The organism is Sporosarcina sp. GTC18466, from assembly GCF_055389225.1.
In genome coordinates this window covers 859,606-882,507 of sequence record NZ_AP044037.1, presented here as the reverse complement: position 1 = coordinate 882,507, position 22,902 = coordinate 859,606, and the positions used below count along the sequence as shown (strand labels likewise).

The following is a 22,902-nucleotide window of genomic DNA, read 5'->3' as shown; positions in this document are numbered from 1 at the left end:
AAGGGCGTTTTATGATGAGAAAAACGAAAATTGTATGTACGATCGGGCCCGCGAGCGAGTCGCCCGAAATATTGGAGCAGCTGATCGATGCCGGGATGAATGTCGCCCGGTTGAATTTCTCGCACGGCTCCCATGAAGAACACCGTGCGCGTATCCATGCGATCCGTAAAGCGGCCGAGAAAAAAGGGAAGATTGTCGGAATCCTCCTTGATACAAAGGGCCCTGAAATTCGGACGAACAATATGGAGAATGGACAGATCGAATTGGTAACAGGCAAGACGATCGATATTTCCATGGAGGAAGTCATCGGGACAGAGAGCGTGTTTTCCGTTACGTACGATAAGCTGATTGAAGACGTGGAGATCGGCTCTACAATCCTTTTGGATGATGGGCTGATCCAGCTTGAAGTGACAGGCAAGGATATGGGCAGAGGGTTGATTCATACGTCCATTGTGAACTCAGGTGTATTGAAGAACAAAAAGGGCGTCAATGTGCCGGGCGTGTCCGTTCAGCTTCCGGGAATTACCGAGAAGGATAAAGAGGACATCCTATTCGGCATCCAGGAGGATGTTGACTTCATCGCCGCTTCTTTCGTCAGAAGAGCATCGGATGTCATGGAAATCCGGGAGCTTCTTGAGTCGAATGGCGGCTCCGCAATCCATATCATCCCGAAAATCGAGAACCAGGAAGGCGTAGAAAATCTTGATGAAATCCTCACTGTTTCGGATGGATTGATGGTAGCAAGGGGAGACCTTGGTGTTGAAATACCGGCGGAGGAAGTTCCGCTTGTCCAAAAACGCATGATCGAAAAATGCAATCAGGCAGGAAAGCCGGTCATTACGGCAACTCAGATGCTTGACTCCATGCAGCGGAACCCTCGTCCGACAAGGGCGGAAGCGAGTGACGTGGCGAATGCCATTCTGGATGGTTCCGATGCGATCATGCTGTCAGGAGAGACCGCAGCAGGACTTTACCCGGTTGATTCTGTCCAGACAATGGACCGGATTGCACGCGTGACGGAAGAGGCGGTCGATTACCGTTCCGTCGTTTCTACTCGCAGACGTGAAAAACACGGCAATATGACAGAAGCGATTGGACAGGCAGCAGCGTACACTGCCATCAACTTGAAGGTGAAAGCGGTGCTTGCGCCGACAGAAAGCGGCCATACAGCGAAAATGATCGCGAAATATCGGCCAGGCTGCCCGGTCATCGCAGTGACATCGGGTGCGGTCTGCGCAAATAAGCTGACGCTCGTCTGGGGCGTTTATCCGATCATCGGCAAGAAAGTCCAATCGATTGATGAAGTCCTTCAGAATACAGTCGAAGAAAGTGTCAAACATCAGTACGTGACCCATGGCGATGTTGTCATCATCACAGCGGGCGTCCCTGTCGGCGAAGCGGGCACGACGAACTTGATGAAGATCCATGTGATCGGCGATATGCTCGCAAAAGGGCAAGGGATCGGTAAATCAGTAGCGTTCGGCCGTGCTGTCGTTGCCCATACTGCCGAGGAAGCATTGGCTTATGACACGGAAGGTGCCATTCTTGTGACCAAATCATCCGATAAGGACATGATGAGGGCTATTGAGAGATGTGCCGGACTCATCACGGAGGAAGGCGGCTTGACCAGCCATGCGGCTGTAGTCGGCCTGAGCCTTGGCATCCCGGTCATTGTCGGCGTGGAAAAGGCGACGGAAGTCATCATCCATGGAAGCGATATTACGATGGATGCAGAATCAGGCGTCATTTACAACGGGCATGCTCGTGTCCTTTAAAAACATGGAAAAGGCTGCTTTGCAATTGGAAAAGGCAGCCTTTTTGCCTGGAGGTGAACTGGTATGAAATGGCTAGTGCCTATCTTCATCCTTGTTCCGTCAATCGAAATTGCACTACTATTGTACTCCGGAAAAACACTTGGTCTTCCGGCCACGATCACTTTGATTTTCATAACGGGCATCGGCGGAGCTTATTTGGCGAAACGCCAAGGACTTAAAACGTGGCGTGAACTTCAATCCCGTTTAGCGACAATGGATGCCCCTGGCAACGCGCTGATTGACAGTTTTTGTGTTTTCCTAGGCGGCATACTTTTGATCATGCCGGGATTTCTTACGGATATCCTGGGGTTATTGCTGCTTTTCAAGGGACCGCGCAATATCATAAGGCCATTTTTAGTGAGATGGCTTTATAACAAATTTGGAAAAAGGACGATCGTTATCCGTTGAATAAAGGGTTCTCTTTCACTTTGATGGCTGCGAACAAAAGGAATGGCGTCAATAGGATGCCGGCAATCCCGAATAGATAGACGGAACATGCTGTGATGATAAAAGCATGGACGGGTTTCAAGCGAAAAGTCGATGCGTACAAATAGGATTCGAACATCTGCCTGGTCGTAATAATAAAGAAGTATAGAAATAAGAGAGAGATGGCAGTGGTCATCTCTTTTACATAGAAGAAGAAAACGGCCATCGGAATCAGAAAAAGACCAATTCCAAGAAATGGAAGGCTATCTACCAGAGAGACAAGAAATGCGCTGCCGAGAGGCGATTCGAAGTGAAGCAGTGCAAAACCGATCGATAAAGTGATATACGTGGCCAGAAACAGTCTGGCTTCGACAAAGAGGAATGTACCGATCAATTCGCCGGCTTTTTTGATCATCCGTTTTGCAGAGGCGCGCATGGATGTCGGGAAATAGATCAGGAACCAGAACCGGTCTTTACCGGATTCCCGCAGAGCAAAGAAATAGGCAATCAAAAAAAGGAACAGGTTAAAGATCTGCTGGAAAATTGCGCTTAGAAATTTTACTGCATCTTCGAGGAGTGTTTGTCCATATTGAATGACTTTATCTTCTAAAAACATAAATATCTTACCTGAAAAGTCGGTGTTTGCTGTGAGTGGCAATATATGTTTTTCAACGACCGGTACCGCATTCATGAGCCCGTGCAGTGTCATAAGTGTGAACGTGCTGAAGAGAAAAATGAAGATAGTCATGACGATCAGCGCGGCGAGCGTGAGCGGCAGCTTAAAAACAGCCCGCACCGCCTTCAGGAATGGCGCGGTGAAATAGGCGACAATGACTGCGATCGTAATTGGCGGGATGATGAATAAGAGGGCAAATGCGGCAAGTGCAGGGATCCATTGCAAGACTATGTTGGCATAACTTTGATTCTGCTGGTTTACCTTGTTTTTCAATGCTTCAGCCATCCTTTATAGTCAGTTGAAAAAAAGAATACAAGCGTTTCCATTCACAAAGCTGTCAAGTTTGATTATAATGGTGCATGTAAGCGTTTTAGACAGAATTCATTATCAGTGAAGCCATTTTTCGTATTGCGAGGGGGAATTGGCTATCCTGGACGAAGGAGCGAGTTTAATGACAGCATCAAAAGGATTGGAAGGAATTGTAGCGACACAATCTGCCATCAGTTCGATCATTGATGACACTCTTACATACGTCGGCTATAATATCGATGATCTTGCTGAACATGCAAGTTTCGAAGAAGTCATCTACCTTCTTTGGCATCAGCGTCTGCCAAAAGAGGACGAGCTTGCTGAATTGAAACAGCAGCTTGCGGATCACATGTCGATTCCGCAAGAAGTGCTAAACCATTTCAAAACGTATCCGATCAAGGAAGTCCATCCGATGGCAGCACTCCGCACGGCAGTCTCCCTTCTAGGATTATACGACGACAAAGCGGAAGATATGTCCGACGAAGCGAACTACCTGAAGGCGATCAAGCTGCAGGCGAAGATTGCAACAATCGTCACTGCGTTCTCGCGTGTACGCAAAGGACTTGAACCGGTAGCTCCAAAACCTGAACTTGGCTATGCGGCAAACTTCTTATATATGCTGAATGGCGAAGATCCGGAAGATATCGCAATCGAAGCGTTCAATAAAGCGCTCGTGCTTCATGCAGACCATGAATTGAATGCATCCACATTCACGGCTCGCGTATGCGTCGCCACTCTGTCGGATATGTATTCTGGTATCACAGCTGCGATTGGCGCCCTTAAAGGACCGCTTCATGGCGGCGCTAATGAGCAAGTGATGAAGATGCTCATGGAAATCGGCTCCGAAGAGAACGTGGAACCGTATATCCGCCAGAAGCTCGACAACAAAGAGAAGATCATGGGCTTCGGCCACCGTGTCTATCGCAAAGGGGACCCGCGGGCGAAGCATCTCCGTGAAATGTCCAAAAAGCTGACGAGCCTTCGCGGAGAAGAGAAGTACTATAATATGTCCGAAAAGATCGAGTCAATCGTAACTGGCGAGAAAAACCTTCCGCCAAACGTTGATTTCTATTCGGCTTCGGTATATCATTCACTTGGTATCGATCACGACTTGTTCACGCCAATTTTCGCAGTTTCCCGGACTTCCGGATGGGTTGCGCACATTCTTGAACAGTATGCGAACAACCGGTTGATCCGTCCGCGTGCGGAATATACGGGTCCAGGCATGCAGATGTATGTGCCCGTGAACGAGAGATAAGATCATAATGAGGGTGGGGCGGCAAACACGTTGCCGGCCCACTACTTTTGACGAACAGGGAGGACATAAGCAATGGCTAAAATTACAATGGAAAATGGTGTTTTGAACGTTCCGGATCACGCAACGGTCCCATTCATCATCGGGGATGGAACAGGCCCTGATATCTGGCATGCAGCTTCACGCGTGCTTGAAGCTGCTGTTGAGAAAGCATACAACGGCCAGAAGAAAATCGAATGGAAAGAAGTCCTTGCAGGGGAAAAGGCATTCAACGAAACTGGCGAATGGCTTCCACAAGCGACACTTGATACGATCGACGAGTATCTGATTGCAATCAAAGGACCACTTACAACTCCAATCGGCGGCGGTTTCCGTTCATTGAACGTGGCGCTTCGCCAGGAACTGGACCTTTATGTATGCCTGCGTCCAGTCCGCTACTTCACTGGCGTACCTTCCCCGGTCAAGCGTCCTGAAGATACGGATATGGTCATCTTCCGTGAGAACACTGAAGACATCTATGCGGGAATCGAGTACCAGGAAGGCACTGAAGAAGTGAAGAAAGTGATCTCTTTCCTTCAAAACGAAATGGGTGTCAACAAGATCCGCTTCCCAGAAACTTCAGGAATCGGCATCAAGCCAATTTCCAAGGAAGGCACGCAGCGCCTTGTCCGCGGGGCGATCAACTATGCGATCAAAGAAGGCCGCAAATCTGTAACGCTTGTACACAAAGGCAATATCATGAAGTTCACGGAAGGCGCATTCAAGAACTGGGGCTACGAAGTGGCTGAGCAGGAGTTCGCCGATAAAGTGTTCACATGGAACCAATACGACAAGATCAAAGACGCGGAAGGCACGGATGCAGCGAACAAAGCACAATCCGATGCGGAAGCGGCTGGCAAGATCATCATCAAAGACTCGATCGCTGATATCTTCTTGCAGCAGATCCTTACACGTCCAAAAGAGTTCGATGTCGTTGCGACAATGAACCTCAACGGAGACTATATCTCTGATGCACTTGCTGCGCAAGTTGGCGGCATCGGCATCGCACCAGGTGCGAACATCAACTACGTGACTGGACATGCGATTTTCGAAGCGACTCACGGTACAGCTCCGAAGTATGCGGGCCTTGACAAAGTGAACCCGTCTTCAGTCCTTCTTTCAGGCGTTATGATGCTTGAGCACATGGGCTGGAACGAAGCGGCGAACATGATCACGGCTTCAATTGAAAAGACAATTGAAGAGAAAGTCGTCACATACGATTTCGCCCGTCTTATGGATGGCGCTAAAGAAGTGAAGACTTCTGAGTTTGCGGATGAATTGATTAAGAACCTATAATTTTGTAGACTAGCGTAAAGGGAGGAGAAATCCTCCCTTTTTGTGCATTGTGCATAGTAATAAAAACAAAGGAGATGTTTTTTCATGCCAATGAAACGCAAAAAAGTATCGGTGATCGGGTCTGGATTCACAGGCGCCACTACCGCATTCCTGCTTGCTCAAAAAGAACTTTGTGACGTGGTGCTCGTCGATATCCCGCAAATGGAAGATCCGACAAAAGGGAAGGCACTCGACATGCTGGAAGCGGGGCCGGTCCAAGGGTTCGACGCGTCGATCGTCGGAACAGCCGATTACGCTGAAACAAAGGATTCAGATGTCGTGATCATTACGGCGGGTATGGCGAGAAAACCGGGGATGAGCCGCGATGACTTGGTCCAGACCAATCAGAAAATCATGAAATCCGTAACTGCCGACATTGTGAAGCATTCTCCACATTCAACAATCATTGTTTTGACCAATCCGGTCGATGCGATGACGTATACTGTATATAAAGAATCAGGCTTTCCGAAAGAACGGGTCATCGGGCAATCCGGCGTCCTTGATACCGCTCGGTTCCGGACATTTGTCGCACAGGAGCTGAACCTATCCGTAAAAGACGTCACCGGTTTCGTCCTCGGCGGACACGGTGACGACATGGTGCCGCTTGTGCGATACTCAGCTGCCGGCGGCGTGCCGCTTGAAACGCTGATTCCAGCTGGGCGTCTCGAGGAAATTGTCGAGCGCACACGCAAAGGCGGAGCGGAAATCGTCAACCTGCTCGGGAATGGCTCCGCATATTATGCACCTGCCGCATCCCTTGTGGAAATGGCGGAAGCGATCTTGAAAGATCAGAAGCGCGTCCTACCTGCAATCGCCTACTTGGAAGGTGAATATGGCATGGACGGCATCTACCTCGGTGTACCGACAGTCCTCGGAGCAGGCGGCATCGAAAAAATCATCGAACTCGAGCTGACCGAAGACGAAAAGTCGGCTTTATCCAGATCAGCCGAATCTGTCAAAGCGGTCATGAAAGTACTTTCTTAAAGAGCGGAGCAATTCCGCTCACAGACTGTAGCCAAACCCCGAAAAATTTGGGTTTGCCTGCAGTCTTTTTTCTAGTTGATTGGAGTGCAGGGCGGCGACTCCTGGGGGATCAGCGCAGCGTGAAGACCCCGCAGGAGCGAAGCGACGAGGAGGCTGAGGGCAAGCCCCCCGGAAAGCGTCCGCCCGGAACGGAAATCAACGTTGTTTTTAGGCCGCTTCCAATGACTTAGTTAAGCAAAAAGGGTGGAAATTTGCAATCTCCTATCCTTTGGATCTACAGTCCGAGAGCGGAGCAATTCCGCTCTTTTTTATTTCTCGTATATTGGCCGCTTGCCTTTCTTGTCGCAACATTGATACACTTCTAATAGAAAGATGAAAAGCCTTTGTGGAGGAGGAAACAGGTTGATATTAGGTAAAAAGCGAAGCATCGGCAGAAAAGTCGAAGAGATTACGGTTGGCGAGAAGTTGAAACTGACTGAAAAGATAGAGGACAAAGATTTGCTTCTCTACCTGGGTCTCACGAATGATGCGAACCCACTCTATATCCAGCATGATTACGCATCAGGCACACCTCATGAGAAACCGATCGTGCCGCCGGTGATGCTGACGGGCATTGTCACGTCAGCCATCTCTAAATACTTGCCGGGCCCAGGATCGCATATCATCGAGCAGCATCTGCTGTTCCCGAAGGCTGTCTACCACTATGAAACGGTCGAATTCCTGTTTGAAGTGATCCGTGTCCAAAAAGAAGAAAACACGATCATCATTAAGGTAGAGGCAAAAGACGAGACGGGTGAAACTGTCATTGAAGGCACAATCACTGCCATTCCTCCGAAGACGGAAGACCGGCTTATGACAAGAGCCCTCGATAATTTCTGATTAACCGAAGTGCTGGATACGGGAATACCTGTACATGAAGAGAGCATTACATAGATAACAGGGGGATGACAGGCATCGAAAAGAAAGTTTTGATTGTCGATGATGAGCAATCGATTCGCATGCTGCTTGAATATAACTTGCAGCAGGCGAATTATGAAACGTACATGGCAACGGATGGGGCGGAAGCGATTGAAATGGCAGAGAAGGTGGACCCTGACCTCATTCTGCTTGATTTGATGTTGCCGAAAATCGATGGGATCGATGTATGCAAAACATTGCGCCGAAGCGGCTGCCACGTGCCGATCATCATGCTTACAGCGAAAGGGGAAGAGCTGGATAAGGTGCTCGGTCTTGAAATCGGGGCTGATGATTATATGACAAAACCCTTCAGTCCTCGTGAAGTCATCGCACGTGTCAAAGCTGTCTTGCGCCGTACTGGAAGCCGGCAGGATGCCGAAATGGACGGCTTAGTTCTGGAAGCTGGTCCGCTTGCAGTCTACCCGGAACGATTCGAGTCGACATTGAACGGACATCCGCTCGAATTTACACCAAAGGAATTCGAGTTGCTCGTCTATCTTATGCAGAACAAGAACCGGGTGCTGACGCGGGAGCAATTATTGTCTGCGGTTTGGAATTATGATTTTGCGGGCGACACAAGGATTGTCGATGTCCATGTCTCGCATTTGCGGGAAAAGATTGAAGAGAATACAAGAAAACCTCTATATATCAAAACGGTCAGAGGCATCGGTTATAAGTTTGAGGAGCAAAAGGGGAGATGAAGAGCCTTCGCGTAAAGCTGCTTGTTGCAAATGCAGTGCTCTTCTTCATCTTTCTCGCTGGTCTAGGCATCGTTCTCGGCCAGTTTTTTCAATTATTTTCACTTGATCCAGAGAAGAGTGTGGAGCAGGCATACTGGTTTTATCTGGCGATTGTTCTCGTTTTAGGGGGCGGCCTCTATTTTCTGTTAGTGCTCCGTATTTTCAGCCATTACATAAAACCTGTCGATTTGGCGAATACGACGGCACGCCGCATTGCGGCAGGAGATTATTTGGCGAGGGTACCCCAGACGAATGAGGATGAGTACGATGAGAGTATTGGCTTGTCCATCAATCAATTGGCCAGGAATTTGCAGGAAGTCTCGATTTTACGCTCGATGGAGAAGGAACGGCTGAACACGCTGATTGAAAGCATGGGCAGCGGTTTGCTCATGTTCGGCAGGGAAGGGTCTGTGAATTTATTGAATGGAGCATTCCTTCGTCTGTTCGGCGCAAGCGAGGAGGAATTGATCGGGAAGACATTCAAGGAAGTTAATCTTCCAGAGGAGATCAAAGAACTGATTGAAGATGTCTTTATGAGAGAGCAGGTCTGTGAAAAAAATGTGCGCATTCAAAAGGAAAACAGCTCCACTCACTTAAGTGTTTATGGCGCGCCAGTCATCGGCAAGCATGGCAATTGGCTGGGCATCATCATTGTTCTTCATGATATTACAGAATTGATCCGGCTTGAGGAAGTGAGGAAGGACTTCGTGGCGAATGTGTCCCATGAACTCCGGACTCCGATCACTTCCATCAAAGGTTTTACGGAGACGCTCCTCGACGGGGCGATGGAGAATCCGGACGTGCTCCGTGATTTCCTGAACATTATCCAAAAAGAGAGCGAGCGGCTCAAGCTGCTCGTCGATGATCTGCTGGAGCTGTCGGGAATCGAACAGGAGCGGTTCCATCTAGAGAAGCGCCCGGTGCACGTTTTGTCATTTATTGAGGATGCGGCACAAATCGTTTCCGGCCCGCTCGAGAAAAAACGGATGAAGATCGAGCTCCTGATCGAACCTGATTTGAAGGTCGAAGCAGATGCCGCGCGGCTCGTCCAAGTGATGGTGAATCTTTTTTCGAATGCCATCAATTATTCCGATGAACAGACAAAGATCACTGTTACAGCCCGGCAGAAGGAACGGGAAACAGTCATCGAAGTGAAAGATGAGGGAATGGGCATCTCGGAAAAGGAACTGCCGCGCCTTTTCGAGCGGTTTTACCGGGTGGACCGGGCGAGGAGCAGGGAATCAGGCGGGACCGGCCTGGGCCTTGCGATCGTCAAGCATCTGGTCGAAGCCCATGGAGGACGGGTGACGGCGGAAAGCACGGCCGGGAAAGGGTCCGCCTTTGCGATCCATCTCCCTAATTAACAGATTCTATAGCCGATCAATGACAGGCAGAGTGGAACTGCGGCTTCGGCCGCCGTCCATTCTGCCTGATTTTTATTTATGTTGAAACCAATAGGGCTTTTATCCGTATAAACAGACATACATAGAAAAGGGGGAAGTTGTATGAGTACGAAACGTATTCGAGTCATGGTCGGCATGATACTCGCTGCGGTTCTTTTGATTCTTATCGGATTTACAACATGGTATACAGTCGATGAATCGGAACAGGCGGTTGTGATCACGTTCGGTAATGCAGAAAATACAGTCACGGAATCGGGCCTTCATTTCAAATTGCCATGGCCGATCCAGCATATTGAAAAACTGTCGAAAGAGACATTCAGTCTTCAATTCGGCTACAAACAAGATCCTGACGGAGAGCTGGTCTCGTTTGACAAAGAGACTAAGATGATCACGGGTGATGAGTATATCGTCCTTGCGGATATGATTGTCCAGTGGAAGATCACAGATCCGCAGAAGTATCTTTTCAACTCGGAGAACCCAAAAGAAATCTTGCATGATGCGACATCAGCATCCATCCGATCAATCATCGGCAGCTCAACGATCGATGCGGCATTGACGGATGGAAAAGCGGAGATTGAAGGGAAGACGAGGGAATTATTGACGACACTTGTGAACAATTACGATATCGGTATATCGATCCAGGGCGTTAAGCTACAGGATGTCGAGCTTCCGAATGCTGATGTGCGTGCGGCGTTCACTGCGGTGACAGATGCACGGGAAACGAAAAACACGAAGATCAATGAAGCGGAAAAATATAAGAACCAGCGGAAAAACGAAGCGGAAGGGGAACGGGATGCAATCAAGTCCAGAGCGCTTGGACAAAAGACAGCCCGTATCGAGCAAGCACGAGGAGACGTCGCTCTGTTCAACGATCTGCAAGCGGAATATGCGAAGAGCAAGTCGATCACCCGTCAGCGGCTGGTGCTTGAGACGTTAGAAACCGTATTGCCGAAAGCGAAAATCTATATCATGAATGACAATGGCGAAACGGTCAAATATCTGCCGCTGCAGCAACTGGAGAATACACCGCCCGTCCAGCCGGCTGATAAAGAGAAAGCGGAAGGAGGCAGCGGAAACTGATGGCAGACAATAATAATAACCCATTCAAAAGTATAGAAGAGAAGTTCCTTGAAAAGCAAAGGCAGAAACAGCAGGAACGACAGCAAAAAAGTACGCCGGGCGGTCCGGGAAAAGTAGTCACTCCTAAGCGGCCGGTCAATGTGCGGAAATACGTGAAACAAGGGATTGCCGCCACTATCATTTTTGCTGTATTAGTCATCCTTCTGGCGAATGTGTTCATCGTGAAGGAGAACGAGTACCGGGTCGTCCGCCAGTTCGGCGAAATCAAGCGGATTATTCAGGAGCCAGGTTTGAATATGAAAGTGCCATTCATACAGACTGTGTCGACATTGCCGAAAAACAAGATGACCTATAATGTGTCCGAGGCGGAAATCAGCACAAAAGATAAAAAGCGGATCATCATCGACAATTATGCAGTCTGGCGTATTACAAACCCGATGGAAATGATTTCGAATGCCCGGAATATCGTTAATGCCGAGCAACGGATGGAAGAGTTCATCTATTCGGTCGTCCGCAACGAAATGGGGCGCCTGGAGTATGCGGAAATCGTCAAAGACGGTGATTCCAAGCGGGGCAACCTGAATGACAGCATCACCGAGAAAGTGAATGCCTTCCTGCAAGAAGGGAATTTCGGCATTGAAGTCATCGACGTCCGCATGAAACGGATCGACCTTCCTGAAGAGAATGAGCACTCGATCTATACACGGATGATTTCCGAGCGGCAATCGACAGCTCAAGCCTATTTATCGGAAGGTGACGCGGAAAAGCAGCGGATTACCGCGGAGACCGACCGGGAAGTGCAGGAGATGCTGGCGACTGCTAAGAAGGAGGCTGCCATCATCCATGCCGAGGGCGAAGCGGAAGCAGCGAAGATCTATAACAGCACATTTGCGAAAGATCCGGAGTTCTATAACCTGTACCGTACGCTGCAGTCATATTCCAAGACGATCGGCGATGAGACGATGATCATCCTGCCGGCAGATTCACCATATGCAAAAATTTTGACAGGCTATATCGAATAAGCGAGAGCGCCATTTTCATTTCTCCTTGCCCGCGTGGTAAGATAAATGAAGATGGCTCTTTTAGTTTATGAATTTTTTAATGCCTGTACATGAAGATATAAGGGGAGGAACCAATTTGTCTAAAAAGAAGGTTATCTTGCTGGACGGCAACAGCCTTGCATACCGGGCGTTTTTCGCCTTGCCGCTATTGACGAACGACAGCGGAATCCATACCAACGCGGTATACGGTTTCACTATGATGCTGCAGAACATACTTGCAGAAGAAAAGCCGACTCATATGCTGGTCGCCTGGGATGCCGGCAAAACAACATTCCGTCATGCGACGTACAGTGACTATAAAGGCGGCCGGCAAAAGACGCCGCCCGAGCTTTCCGAACAGTTCCCCTATTTACGGAAACTGCTTGATGCTTATCAAATCAAGCAATATGAACTTGATTCGTACGAAGCGGACGATATCATCGGAACGCTTAGCAAGGAGGGGGACACAGAAGGGGCGGAGATCGTCGTCATCTCGGGGGACAAGGACTTGACGCAGCTTGCAAGCTCTAACACGACTGTGTGCATCACCCGAAAAGGGATCACGGATATTGAGCGGTATACACCTGCGCATGTCGAAGAGAAATACGGCATAACGCCTGAGCAGATCATAGATATGAAAGGGCTTATGGGAGACCCTTCCGATAATATCCCGGGTGTGCCGGGTGTCGGCGAGAAAACGGCATTGAAGCTGCTGAAGGAATTCGGGACGGTTGAAAACGTCTATAAGTCCATGGATTCCGTTTCAGGAAAGAAGCTGAAGGAGAACTTGCAGGCGAATGAAGAGCAGGCTTTCATGAGTAAAAAGCTGGCGACTATCGAAACAGAGGCGCCGATCGATATTGCGATTGGCGATCTCTCATATGACGGGCCAAATGAAGAGGATGTGCGCACCATCTATCAAGAGCTCAAATTCAAGACACTTCTTGAGAAAATGGAAACTTCAGCACCTGCTGAAGAATTGCCTCGTGAAGACATCGAATTTGAGATAAAGAGTGAAGTTACTTTTTCCGACCTGAAGGATGAAATGGCGATTCAAATTGAGATCATGGACGAGAACTACTTGAGCGGCCAAATTCTTGGTATCGCCTTGACGGACAGTAAAAAGACTTTCTTTGTCCCTTATGAGAATATGACCGCATCGGACGATTTGAAAAAGTGGCTGGAAGATGGCGGGAAACGGAAACTTTCCGCAGATTCAAAAGCCGCATACGCTTCGCTCGCACGCATGGGCATCATGTCGGACGGGTATGATTTTGATCTGCAGCTAGCCGCTTATATTGATAATCCGCAGGCGACATATACGGATATCGCATCGATTGTGAATGAAATCGGCATCGGAGGAGTGGAGTCCGATGAATCGATTTATGGCAAAGGAGCAAAGCGATCCATACCCGATATGGAAAAAGTGGCAGAGCACGCTTCGAGGAAGGCGCTTGCCACGTGGAAAGCATGCCCGTTGCTGGAGGAGAAGCTTAGAGCGAATGATCAATTTGAACTGTATCACAAGCTTGAACTGCCGCTTGCCGCTATTTTAGGGAAAATGGAATCGACTGGAGTGAAGACGGACCTCGAGACGCTCAAGGCGATCGGCAAGGAGCTTTCCATACGTCTTGAGGAAGTTGAACGGACGATTTACAGCATAGCGGGTGAGAAATTCAATATCAATTCACCTAAACAGCTTGGCGTCATCTTGTTTGAGAAGATGGGGCTGACACCGATTAAAAAGACGAAAACCGGTTATTCGACGGCAGCAGATGTGTTAGAGAAGCTGGAGAGCGAACATGAGATCATCAGTTATATCCTGACATATCGCCAGCTCGGCAAGCTGAATTCCACCTATATTGAAGGGTTGTCAAAAGAAATCTATGCAGACGGGAGAATCCATACCCGTTTCCAGCAGGCGCTTACTCAGACAGGACGTCTCAGCTCCATTAACCCGAACTTGCAGAATATACCGGTCCGCCTTGAAGAAGGGCGTAAAATCCGTGCGGCTTTCGTCCCATCTGAACCCGGCTGGATCATGTTTGCAGCCGACTATTCACAGATTGAACTGCGTGTCCTTGCGCATATGTCGCAAGATGAAAAGTTGATTGAAGCCTTCAAGATGGGGGCTGATATCCACACAAAAACGGCGATGGATGTATTCGGGGTGGATCAGGATCATGTCACATCGGATATGAGACGTACCGCAAAGGCTGTCAATTTCGGCATTGTCTACGGCATCAGTGACTACGGACTTTCTCAAAGCCTCAATATCACCCGGAAAGAGGCGGCGCGTTTTATCGATACGTATCTTGCAACGTTTCCAGGCGTGAAACAATATATGGAGGACACGGTGGCAGAAGCGAAGCGCAAAGGGTATGTGACGACGCTCATGAACCGGAGACGTTATCTGCCAGATATCACGAGCTCAAACTTCAACTTGCGCAGTTTTGCCGAACGGACAGCCATGAACACGCCGATCCAAGGCACTGCCGCTGATATCATCAAAAAGGCGATGATCGACATGGATGCACGTCTAGAAGAGGAAAAACTTGAAACCCGCATGCTCCTTCAAGTGCATGATGAATTGATCTTCGAAGCACCGTCAGAGGAAATTGAGATTCTAAAGAGAATCGTGCCAGAAGTGATGGAATCCGCACTTCAACTGGATGTGCCGCTCAAAGTGGAATGGGCGTACGGATCTTCCTGGTACGATACGAAATAAAAGAGGGGGGTCCTTATGCCTGAATTGCCAGAAGTCGAAGGGGTCGTCCGGGCGCTCGGACCTGCATCCCGGAATCGTGTCATAAAATCTGTCGACATATCCGATACTGTCCGAACTGCAAAGTTGGCCGGCAAGGAAGCGATCGTAAAAGGGATCACGACAGAGGATTTTGAGGCACATATGCCAGGGATGCAAATTGAGGAATTGACAAGACGCAGCAAATATATTTATTTTCATCTGAGTAAAGAAGGGGTCCCTTCCCTATTGGTCAGCCACCTAGGTATGACAGGCGCCTGGTTTGTCGTGGACAGCCTGGAGGACATCAAAGAAGAGCGCTTCCGGAAACATGTACATATCGTTCTGCATATGGAGGACGGTGGACTGCTTGTCTATTCGGACATCCGCAGATTCGGGGAACTCAGGCTGCTGAAAGAGGAGGGCGATTACCCGCCTCTCCTTGAAATGGCGCCTGAGCCTTTCGATGACCTCGCCCTTGCCCATTTTCTGACGATGGCGGACACACCAAAATATGCACGGAAACCGATTAAAGAAGTGATCATGGACGGTCATGTCTTGTCCGGGTGCGGTAATATCTATGCGACAGAAGCGCTGTATGCGATGAAAATCCATCCTCACAGATCGGCTGAGCGGATCAGCCGAAAACGGAAGATCGAGCTGTTTGAAACCATTGTCGCTATTTTGCTGGAGAGCATTGAAGCGGGCGGCAGCTCGATTTCGGATTACCGCAATATTAACGGGGAAGCAGGCTCGATGCAGGAACGGCTGAAAATGTACGGAAAAAAAGTATGCCCGGGATGCGGTGCAGCCGCTAAGACGATGCAGATTGCAGGAAGGACATCCGTCTACTGTCCTTCCTGCCAACGGTGAAAGGAGCAGACAGATGATCATTGGATTGACTGGAAGTATAGCGAGCGGCAAAAGTACGATTGCAAAGTTGCTGAAAGAAAAAGGGTATCCGATTGTCGATGCAGATGAAATATCAAAAGAGGCGGTAGCTCCCGGCAGTCCTGTCCTTGCCGAAATCGCTGAAACGTTCGGTGAAGATATCCTCTTGCCGGATGGAGGACTGGACCGGGCAAAATTAGGGGAAATCATTTTCAATGATATTGATGAACGCCAAAAACTGAATGGGCTCATTCATCCAGCAGTACGAAAAGAGATGCTGCGGCAAAAGGAGGAATGGCTCGATAAAGGGGCCGACACAGTCATCATGGACATCCCTCTCCTCTTCGAGAGCCGTCTGCAGCCGTTTGTCGAAAAGATCCTAGTCGTTTCTGTCAGCAGGGATGTGCAAAAAGAGCGCCTCATCGCGAGAAACGGACTTACCGCTCAGGAGGCGGATGCACGGATCGAATCCCAATATTCGATGGAAGTGAAAGAACGGGGAGCGGATGCCGTCATTGATAATAACGGGACAATCGAGGAAGCGAAACGGCAACTTGAAACCATATTAGAGGAATGGGGCACGAAACCTCTATTCTGAAAAGTGGAATATTGTTATTTCCTTCACAAACTCTATACGCTTGCATAAAATGTGTTATACTAATGAGCGAGTAAAAGATAAACAGTATAACATACATGCGGGAGGAACTGTTATAATGACTTCTTCAATAGCTATTAATGGATTTGGACGTATCGGACGGATGGTATTCCGCCAGATGATGATGGATGACAAGGTGAATGTTGTCGCTGTCAATGCATCATATCCACCAGAAACACTTGCTCACCTCATAAAGTATGACACAAATCACGGCACATTCGATGGAGAGGTCTCCATTGATGATAATGCCCTCATCGTGAACGGCAAGCGGGTACAGCTGATTTCCGAGCGTGATCCATTGAAATTGCCATGGAAGGAACTCGGTGTCGACATCGTCGTGGAAGCGACGGGGGTCTTCAACGCGCGTGACAAAGCGGCAATGCATCTGGAAGCTGGGGCGAAAAAAGTCATTTTGACAGCTCCGGGCAAAAACGAGGATGTCACAATTGTGCTTGGCGTCAACGAAGACAAGCTTGACATTGAACAGCATGATGTCATCTCCAACGCAAGCTGCACGACAAACTGTCTCGCGCCAGTCGCTAAGGTGCTGAATGATTCGTTCGGAATCGAGAATGGACTTATGACAACTGTCCATGCCTATACTAATGATCAGAAAAACCTTGATAACCCACATAAAGACTTGCGCCGTGCCCGTTCTTGCGCACAGTCGATCATTCCAACATCGACAGGTGCCGCAAAAGCCCTTTCCCTCGTCCTTCCTGAACTCGAGGGCAAAATCCATGGAATGGCGCTCCGCGTACCAACGCCGAACGTCTCTTTGGTCGACCTTGTTGTCGACGTCAAAAAAGACGTGACAGCGGAAGAGGTGAATGAGGCTTTCAAACAGGCTGCAGAAGGGGAAATGAAAGGGATTCTTCGCTTCACGACCGAACCGCTTGTCTCTGTCGACTTCAATACGACGACTGAATCAGCGACGATCGACGGACTGTCAACAATCGTCATGGGTGACCGTAAAGTGAAGGTCCTCGCATGGTATGACAACGAATGGGGCTATTCTGCCCGTGTTGTAGAGTTGACTAAGAAAGTTGCAAACCTTTTGAAAGATAAAGTGAATGCATAATTGGATATGCCCGGCAGCTGAAGTGAGCTGCCGGGCTATTTTTGCGTTTCTTGTCGAAATTCCCCTGGACAAATATATTTTACACGGCTGTTCTGTTATAATGGAGAGTACTAAACGCTTAATGTGGAGGAACAAATATGATATGTCCAGCTTGCCATTATAACGGCACCCGGGTCATCGATTCCCGGCCAGCGGAAGAGAACCGCTCCATCCGGCGACGGCGGGAATGTGAGAACTGTGCATACCGTTTCACGACGTTCGAGAAAGTGGAGGAGATGCCTCTTGTAGTCGTGAAAAAGGATGGTACGCGGGAAGAGTTCAATAGCGAAAAACTGTTGCGCGGCCTGATCAGAGCATGTGAAAAACGGCCGGTTGACCTGCAATCCTTGAAGAACATCGTATATGGCATCGAAAAGGATATACGCAGCGCCGGCATCGTCGAAATCAATTCGGGCGAGGTCGGTGAAAAGGTCATGGAAAGGCTAGCTGATGTAGACGAAGTCGCCTACGTCCGATTTGCGTCGGTATATCGACAATATAAGGATATTGATGTATTTATTGAAGAACTGAAACAGCTGCAGAACCGAAAGGAATCGGAGTAAGCAGCGTTAGAAACGAAGGAAGGAGGCCTGGGCGGGATGCTATACAAAGAGTTACAGGCTGTCGATTCATATAAGATCAGAATGCCGCACCCGTTTTCTGAGTATGACCGCCAGCTCCTGACGCTGTTTTATCAGCCGCTGGTCGGCGCGAATGCGATGAGTTTGTTCATGACGTTATGGGCAGATGCGGAGCGTGACAAGGAGAGTGAGTATAATCATTACCACTTGCTGAACGTACTCGCGGTTCCGCTGGGACAAGTGTTCGAATCCCGCATTTCCCTTGAGGCGATCGGCTTGCTTCGTACATACCGGAAACAGCTGGATCATGACAGGGCATTCCTATACGAACTGCTTCCTCCGTTAGATGCGAAATCATTTTTTGAAGACCCTCTTCTGTCGACATTTTTGTTCAGTAAAATCGGTGAAAACGCCTATCGGGGCCTGTTAAACCGCTTTGCGTCAGAACCGCCGCTCGAAGCCGATTATGAGGAGGTGTCCAGAACATTTCTGGATGTCTATAAACCTGTACGTTTTACGGTACCGGAAACCGCCTCTGAGGAAGGCCGATTGCAAGGCCGGGAACAGTCTGCCGGCTTGCCGCTTAAGAAGCAGGATATCAGCTTCGATTTTGAATTGATGCGTGCGGGGCTCTCCGAACAAATGGTGCCCGCTTCCTCATTGGCCGCCATTTCGGAAGATCTGATCAGGAGGCTGGCATTCCTTTTCTCCTTCACGCCGCTAGATATGCAGAAAGTGATCATGATGGCGCTTGATGAGAATCTGAAAGTCCAGGAGGAAAGGCTGCGAAAAGCGGCCAGCGATTATTATAAGATGAACCGCTCCAAACAGCCGCCGACCATTGAAAAATCATTTGCTGAGAAGCCGGCCGAAGAAATGCCGCAGAAACCTATGACCCAGGAAGAGAAATTCATTCACGATATGGAAAACACATCACCGGTCGACATGTTGAGACAATATACAGGCGCCGAGCCGCTTGCCGTTGACGTTGAGCTTGCGGAAAGACTGGTGAATACGTATGGATTCCCCCAAGGCGTCGTCAATGTCCTCCTTCAGTATGTCATCATCCGCAATAACGGGAAGATTACGAATAAATTCGTCGAACGCATCGCTTCCACATGGCGGAACAATAAAGTGACGACAGCACGGAAAGCGATGGAGCTAGCACGCAGCGAGTCCGACCAATACCGGAAATGGCTGAACGAAGGCCAGAAACCGGTCGGAAAGCGGAAACCGGTCCGCGAAGAGAAAGTGCCTGAATGGTTCAATGACAAGAAAGAGCCGGGTGCGAATGGCAAGAAACAGGAAACTGCCGAATCCAGCACGGCAATAGAGGAACGGCGTCAGGAATTGCTTGCAAAACTGAACGCCATGAAGAGTGAGGTGAAATAATATGGAGCCGATTGGAAATACGATGAAACGGGTCATCAATGCCCCAGCTCTTGCGGAACGGTATGACCGGCTGCGAAATGAAATCCTTGAAGACGAAGGCGTGCAGCGGTTTTTAGATGACAACTCGCAGACTGTCGATAAACAGGTTGTCGACAGAAGTCTAGGAAAACTGTATGAATACGTCACCGCTTCGCATAAATGCGGTAAATGTCCGAATCTGGACGATTGCATCAATGTCATGAAAGGGTTTGAACCGAAGCTTGTATTTACCGGCAGCTTCATCGACCTTGACTATATCAAATGCCCGAACAAGCAGGTTGACGATGAAAAGCGGCAAGTAGCCAGAATGATTGAAAGTATGCATATGCCGAAGGATGTCTTGGCAGCGCGCCTTCATGATATCGATCTTCTGCACGATGACAGCAGACTGAATGTCGTCGATGCTGCCGCACGCTTCGTCAATGAATATGTGGAAACCGGTGAGCTTCCGGCAAAAGGGTTATATATACACGGACCGTTCGGCACAGGAAAATCCTATATTCTCGGTGCTCTTGCGAACGAGCTAGCAAATCGGCAAGTGCGCACAGTCATCGTCTATATTCCTGAGTTCCTCAGGGAGATGAAACAGTCCATCCAAGATCAGACGTTGAACGAGAAGATCGATTTTGTAAAGAAGGCGCCTGTCCTCATGCTTGACGATTTTGGTGCAGAATCGATGTCGGCATGGTCGCGGGATGAAGTGCTTGGCACCATTCTTCAATATCGCATGGCCGAAGGATTGCCGACATTCTTCACGTCCAATTTCACGCCGGATGAATTGCAGCATCATCTGACGTACTCCCAGCGCGGCGAAAAAGAGGAAGTGAAAGCCGCCAGACTGATGGAACGGATTCGGACTGTCAGTGTGCCGATTGTACTTCGCGGAAAAAACAGGAGACGGAACTAATCGACAAGAACCCTTGATTTTCGCTGATGGATTCCTTATACTAATGAATAATCACTTAATACGAAATGCATGGAAGAGGACAACTTGCGACTTATCACCTTACAGAGAACGGGGTCATCGGCTGGAAGCCCCGCAGGATTGATATTCGCTTGACCGCCTTGGAGCAGCAGCGGTGAACATCAGTAACCGTTGACGGTACCGGCCCGTTAGCCGATCGAGAGCTTCGTCTTTCTGTGTAATGCGGGAGGAAGGAAGAAGGGTGGAACCACGAGCTGCAGCTTCGTCCCTTTATAGGGACGGGGCTTTTTTGCGTTCCGGAAAATTACTGAAAAGGAGTGTCGTACTATGTCTGAACAAATCGCATTAAAATTCCCTGATGGGGCTGTTAAGGAATTCCCGAAAGGCACAACGACAGAAGAAGTGGCCGGGTCCATCAGTCCTGGCCTTAAAAAGAGCGCACTTGCCGGTAAAATCGGCGACAAGCTGATCGACTTGAAAACACCGATTGAAGAGGATGGAGACATTGCGATCATCACACCACAATCACCGGAAGCGCTTGAAATTTTGCGTCATAGTACTGCCCACCTTCTTGCGCAGGCTGTAAAGCGCAAATTCCCGGATGCGAAGCTTGGGATTGGTCCGGTCATTGATAACGGGTTCTATTATGATATTGATTCGCCGGTTCCGATCACTGCAGAGGACCTGCCGGAACTCGAGAAGGAAATGAAAAAGATCATCGGCGAAAACTTGCCGGTCGTCCGCCACGACGTCTCCCGCGTGGAAGCGGAGAAACGGTTCAAGGAGATTGACGATCCTTATAAAATTGAACTTCTGGAAGCCATTCCGGAAGGGGAGCAGGTATCCATCTATGAGCAAGGCGAATTCTTTGACCTGTGCCGCGGCGTCCATGTCCCATCCACCGGGAAACTGAAGGAGTTTAAGCTGCTCAGCATCGCGGGTGCCTACTGGCGAGGCGACTCGGACAACAAAATGCTCCAGCGGATCTATGGAACTGCCTTCTTCAAGAAAGACGAGCTGCAGGAACATCTCCGCCTTCTGGAAGAGGCGAAAGAGCGCGATCACCGGAAAATCGGCAAGGAGCTCCAGCTCTTCACAAACTCGCAGAAAGTCGGACAGGGACTTCCGCTCTGGCTCCCGAAAGGCGCAACAATCCGCCGCGTGATCGAGCGCTACATCGTCGACAAAGAAGAGAAGCTCGGCTACGACCACGTCTATACGCCGGTTCTCGGCAGCGTCGAATTATATAAGACATCCGGCCACTGGGATCACTACCAGGATGGCATGTTCCCGGTCATGAGCATGGACAATGAGGACCTGGTGCTGCGTCCCATGAACTGCCCGCACCATATGATGATCTATAAGAACGGCATCCACTCATACCGGAATTTGCCGATCCGGATTGCTGAGCTTGGCACTATGCACCGCTATGAGATGTCTGGAGCCCTTTCCGGCCTTCAGCGTGTCCGCGGCATGACGTTGAATGATGCGCATATCTTTGTCCGGCCGGATCAGATCAAAGAGGAATTCCAGCGCACTGTCCAGCTGATCATCGATGTCTACAAAGATTTCAATATCGATGATTACTCCTTCCGGCTCTCTTACCGTGACCCGGAAGATACAGAGAAGTACTATGATGACGATGAAATGTGGGAAAAGGCGCAAAGCATGCTGAAAGAAGCGATGGACGACATGGGGCTCGAATATGTCGAGGCGGACGGCGAAGCTGCATTCTACGGTCCGAAACTTGACGTGCAAGTGAAGACAGCGATTGGCATGGAAGAGACTCTGTCAACAGTCCAGCTTGACTTCCTGCTGCCTGAGCGCTTCGATCTCACTTATATCGGAGAAGATGGCAAACAGCACCGTCCGGTCGTCATCCACCGCGGAGTCGTTTCCACTATGGAACGGTTCGTCGCTTTCTTGATTGAAGAATATAAAGGCGCATTCCCGGCATGGCTCGCACCGGTCCAAGTGGAAGTCATCCCTGTCTCGCCGGAAGCCCATTTCGACTATGCCATTGAAGTGCGCGAGAAACTCGTCAATGCAGGATTCCGTGTCGATCTCGATAGCCGTGACGAAAAAATCGGCTACAAGATCCGCGAAGCGCAAGTCCAAAAAGTGCCATTCATGCTCGTTCTCGGCGACAAAGAAGTCGAATCTGGTGAAGTGAATGTCCGGAAATACGGCGAACAGAATTCTGAAAGCATGCCTTTCGAGGACTTCCTCGCGCAGCTGCGGGATGTTGTGGAGAATAAGAAGTAACAATGAAGGCAAGCGATTAAAAAGAGCGCCAACTTGAATTAGAGTAGATTATGAAATAAACAATTGACCTTTAAAAAGAATCGTGGTACTATTAATAAGGTTAATGAATACAGGTTGTGGTGGAAGAAGAGGCTGCCCGCTTCTCACCTGAACGACGCTATCCTAGCTGTTGTCAGGTAAGACACAAAGTGAACGTGCCGCGCATGCGGATGCGCGTACACATATGCGGGCAG

19 protein-coding genes are annotated in these 22,902 nt (G+C 49.2%); 18 read left to right on the top strand and 1 reads right to left on the bottom strand.

The window, feature by feature from the left end; translation table 11 throughout:
- Positions 1 to 14 precede the first annotated feature (14 nt).
- Positions 15 to 1,775 carry a pyruvate kinase gene (pyk, locus tag ACZ5FK_RS04430; RefSeq protein WP_464806701.1) on the top strand — a complete coding sequence of 587 codons (1,761 nt, stop codon included), beginning with the start codon at positions 15 to 17 and terminating at the stop codon, positions 1,773 to 1,775.
- A gap of 63 nt (positions 1,776 to 1,838) precedes the next feature.
- A complete protein-coding gene (locus tag ACZ5FK_RS04425) occupies positions 1,839 to 2,222 on the top strand; it encodes an FxsA family protein (RefSeq protein WP_464806700.1) in 384 nt (127 codons plus the stop codon).
- On the opposite strand, the gene ACZ5FK_RS04420 is transcribed toward ACZ5FK_RS04425, so the two are convergent.
- Complete coding sequence (locus ACZ5FK_RS04420; RefSeq protein WP_464806699.1) at positions 2,212 to 3,189, bottom strand: AI-2E family transporter; 978 nt, start codon at positions 3,187 to 3,189, stop codon at positions 2,212 to 2,214. The two genes, ACZ5FK_RS04425 and ACZ5FK_RS04420, sit on opposite strands and share 11 nt — an antisense overlap.
- A gap of 178 nt (positions 3,190 to 3,367) precedes the next feature.
- Between ACZ5FK_RS04420 and citZ the strand changes: the two genes are divergently transcribed.
- The 16 genes from citZ (at position 3,368) to thrS (ending at position 22,669) form a co-directional block, all read left to right on the top strand.
- Positions 3,368 to 4,483, top strand: coding sequence for a citrate synthase (gene citZ, locus ACZ5FK_RS04415; RefSeq protein ID WP_464806698.1), 1,116 nt, complete (start codon positions 3,368 to 3,370; stop codon positions 4,481 to 4,483).
- Positions 4,484 to 4,555: 72 nt separating this feature from the next.
- The gene (icd, locus tag ACZ5FK_RS04410; protein ID WP_464806697.1) at positions 4,556 to 5,815 is read left to right on the top strand and encodes an NADP-dependent isocitrate dehydrogenase; all 1,260 of its coding nucleotides are present in this window, start codon (positions 4,556 to 4,558) and stop codon (positions 5,813 to 5,815) included.
- A gap of 84 nt (positions 5,816 to 5,899) precedes the next feature.
- The gene (gene mdh / locus ACZ5FK_RS04405) at positions 5,900 to 6,838 is read left to right on the top strand and encodes a malate dehydrogenase (RefSeq protein ID WP_464806696.1); all 939 of its coding nucleotides are present in this window, start codon (positions 5,900 to 5,902) and stop codon (positions 6,836 to 6,838) included.
- A 405-nt stretch (positions 6,839 to 7,243) separates the two neighbouring features.
- Positions 7,244 to 7,717 carry a MaoC/PaaZ C-terminal domain-containing protein gene (locus ACZ5FK_RS04400; RefSeq protein ID WP_464807360.1) on the top strand — a complete coding sequence of 158 codons (474 nt, stop codon included), beginning with the start codon at positions 7,244 to 7,246 and terminating at the stop codon, positions 7,715 to 7,717.
- A 74-nt stretch (positions 7,718 to 7,791) separates the two neighbouring features.
- A complete protein-coding gene (locus ACZ5FK_RS04395; protein ID WP_464807359.1) occupies positions 7,792 to 8,496 on the top strand; it encodes a response regulator transcription factor in 705 nt (234 codons plus the stop codon).
- On the top strand, positions 8,493 to 9,899 hold the full coding sequence (gene pnpS, locus ACZ5FK_RS04390) for a two-component system histidine kinase PnpS (protein ID WP_464806695.1): 1,407 nt from the start codon (positions 8,493 to 8,495) through the stop codon (positions 9,897 to 9,899). Before ACZ5FK_RS04395 ends, pnpS begins: the two co-directional genes overlap by 4 nt.
- 141 nt (positions 9,900 to 10,040) lie before the next feature.
- The gene (gene hflK / locus ACZ5FK_RS04385; protein ID WP_464806694.1) at positions 10,041 to 11,018 is read left to right on the top strand and encodes an FtsH protease activity modulator HflK; all 978 of its coding nucleotides are present in this window, start codon (positions 10,041 to 10,043) and stop codon (positions 11,016 to 11,018) included.
- Positions 11,018 to 12,040, top strand: a complete 1,023-nt coding sequence (gene hflC, locus ACZ5FK_RS04380; RefSeq protein WP_464806693.1) for a protease modulator HflC — start codon at positions 11,018 to 11,020, stop codon at positions 12,038 to 12,040. Before hflK ends, hflC begins: the two co-directional genes overlap by 1 nt.
- 115 nt (positions 12,041 to 12,155) lie before the next feature.
- A complete protein-coding gene (polA, locus tag ACZ5FK_RS04375) occupies positions 12,156 to 14,786 on the top strand; it encodes a DNA polymerase I (protein WP_464806692.1) in 2,631 nt (876 codons plus the stop codon).
- A 15-nt stretch (positions 14,787 to 14,801) separates the two neighbouring features.
- Positions 14,802 to 15,674, top strand: a complete 873-nt coding sequence (gene mutM, locus ACZ5FK_RS04370; RefSeq protein WP_464806691.1) for a bifunctional DNA-formamidopyrimidine glycosylase/DNA-(apurinic or apyrimidinic site) lyase — start codon at positions 14,802 to 14,804, stop codon at positions 15,672 to 15,674.
- A gap of 13 nt (positions 15,675 to 15,687) precedes the next feature.
- The gene (coaE, locus tag ACZ5FK_RS04365; protein ID WP_464806690.1) at positions 15,688 to 16,290 is read left to right on the top strand and encodes a dephospho-CoA kinase; all 603 of its coding nucleotides are present in this window, start codon (positions 15,688 to 15,690) and stop codon (positions 16,288 to 16,290) included.
- A gap of 115 nt (positions 16,291 to 16,405) precedes the next feature.
- Entirely contained in the window at positions 16,406 to 17,428 is a 1,023-nt protein-coding gene (locus ACZ5FK_RS04360; RefSeq protein WP_464806689.1) for a glyceraldehyde-3-phosphate dehydrogenase, read from the top strand.
- A gap of 137 nt (positions 17,429 to 17,565) precedes the next feature.
- Positions 17,566 to 18,030 (top strand): transcriptional regulator NrdR, encoded by a 465-nt coding sequence (nrdR, locus tag ACZ5FK_RS04355; protein ID WP_464806688.1) that lies wholly within the window; start codon positions 17,566 to 17,568, stop codon positions 18,028 to 18,030.
- Positions 18,031 to 18,066: 36 nt separating this feature from the next.
- Complete coding sequence (locus tag ACZ5FK_RS04350; RefSeq protein ID WP_464806687.1) at positions 18,067 to 19,440, top strand: replication initiation and membrane attachment family protein; 1,374 nt, start codon at positions 18,067 to 18,069, stop codon at positions 19,438 to 19,440.
- Position 19,441: 1 nt separating this feature from the next.
- Complete coding sequence (gene dnaI / locus ACZ5FK_RS04345) at positions 19,442 to 20,386, top strand: primosomal protein DnaI (RefSeq protein ID WP_464806686.1); 945 nt, start codon at positions 19,442 to 19,444, stop codon at positions 20,384 to 20,386.
- Between the two features lie 345 nt (positions 20,387 to 20,731).
- Positions 20,732 to 22,669 (top strand): threonine--tRNA ligase, encoded by a 1,938-nt coding sequence (gene thrS, locus ACZ5FK_RS04340; RefSeq protein WP_464806685.1) that lies wholly within the window; start codon positions 20,732 to 20,734, stop codon positions 22,667 to 22,669.
- Positions 22,670 to 22,902: the final 233 nt, after the last annotated feature.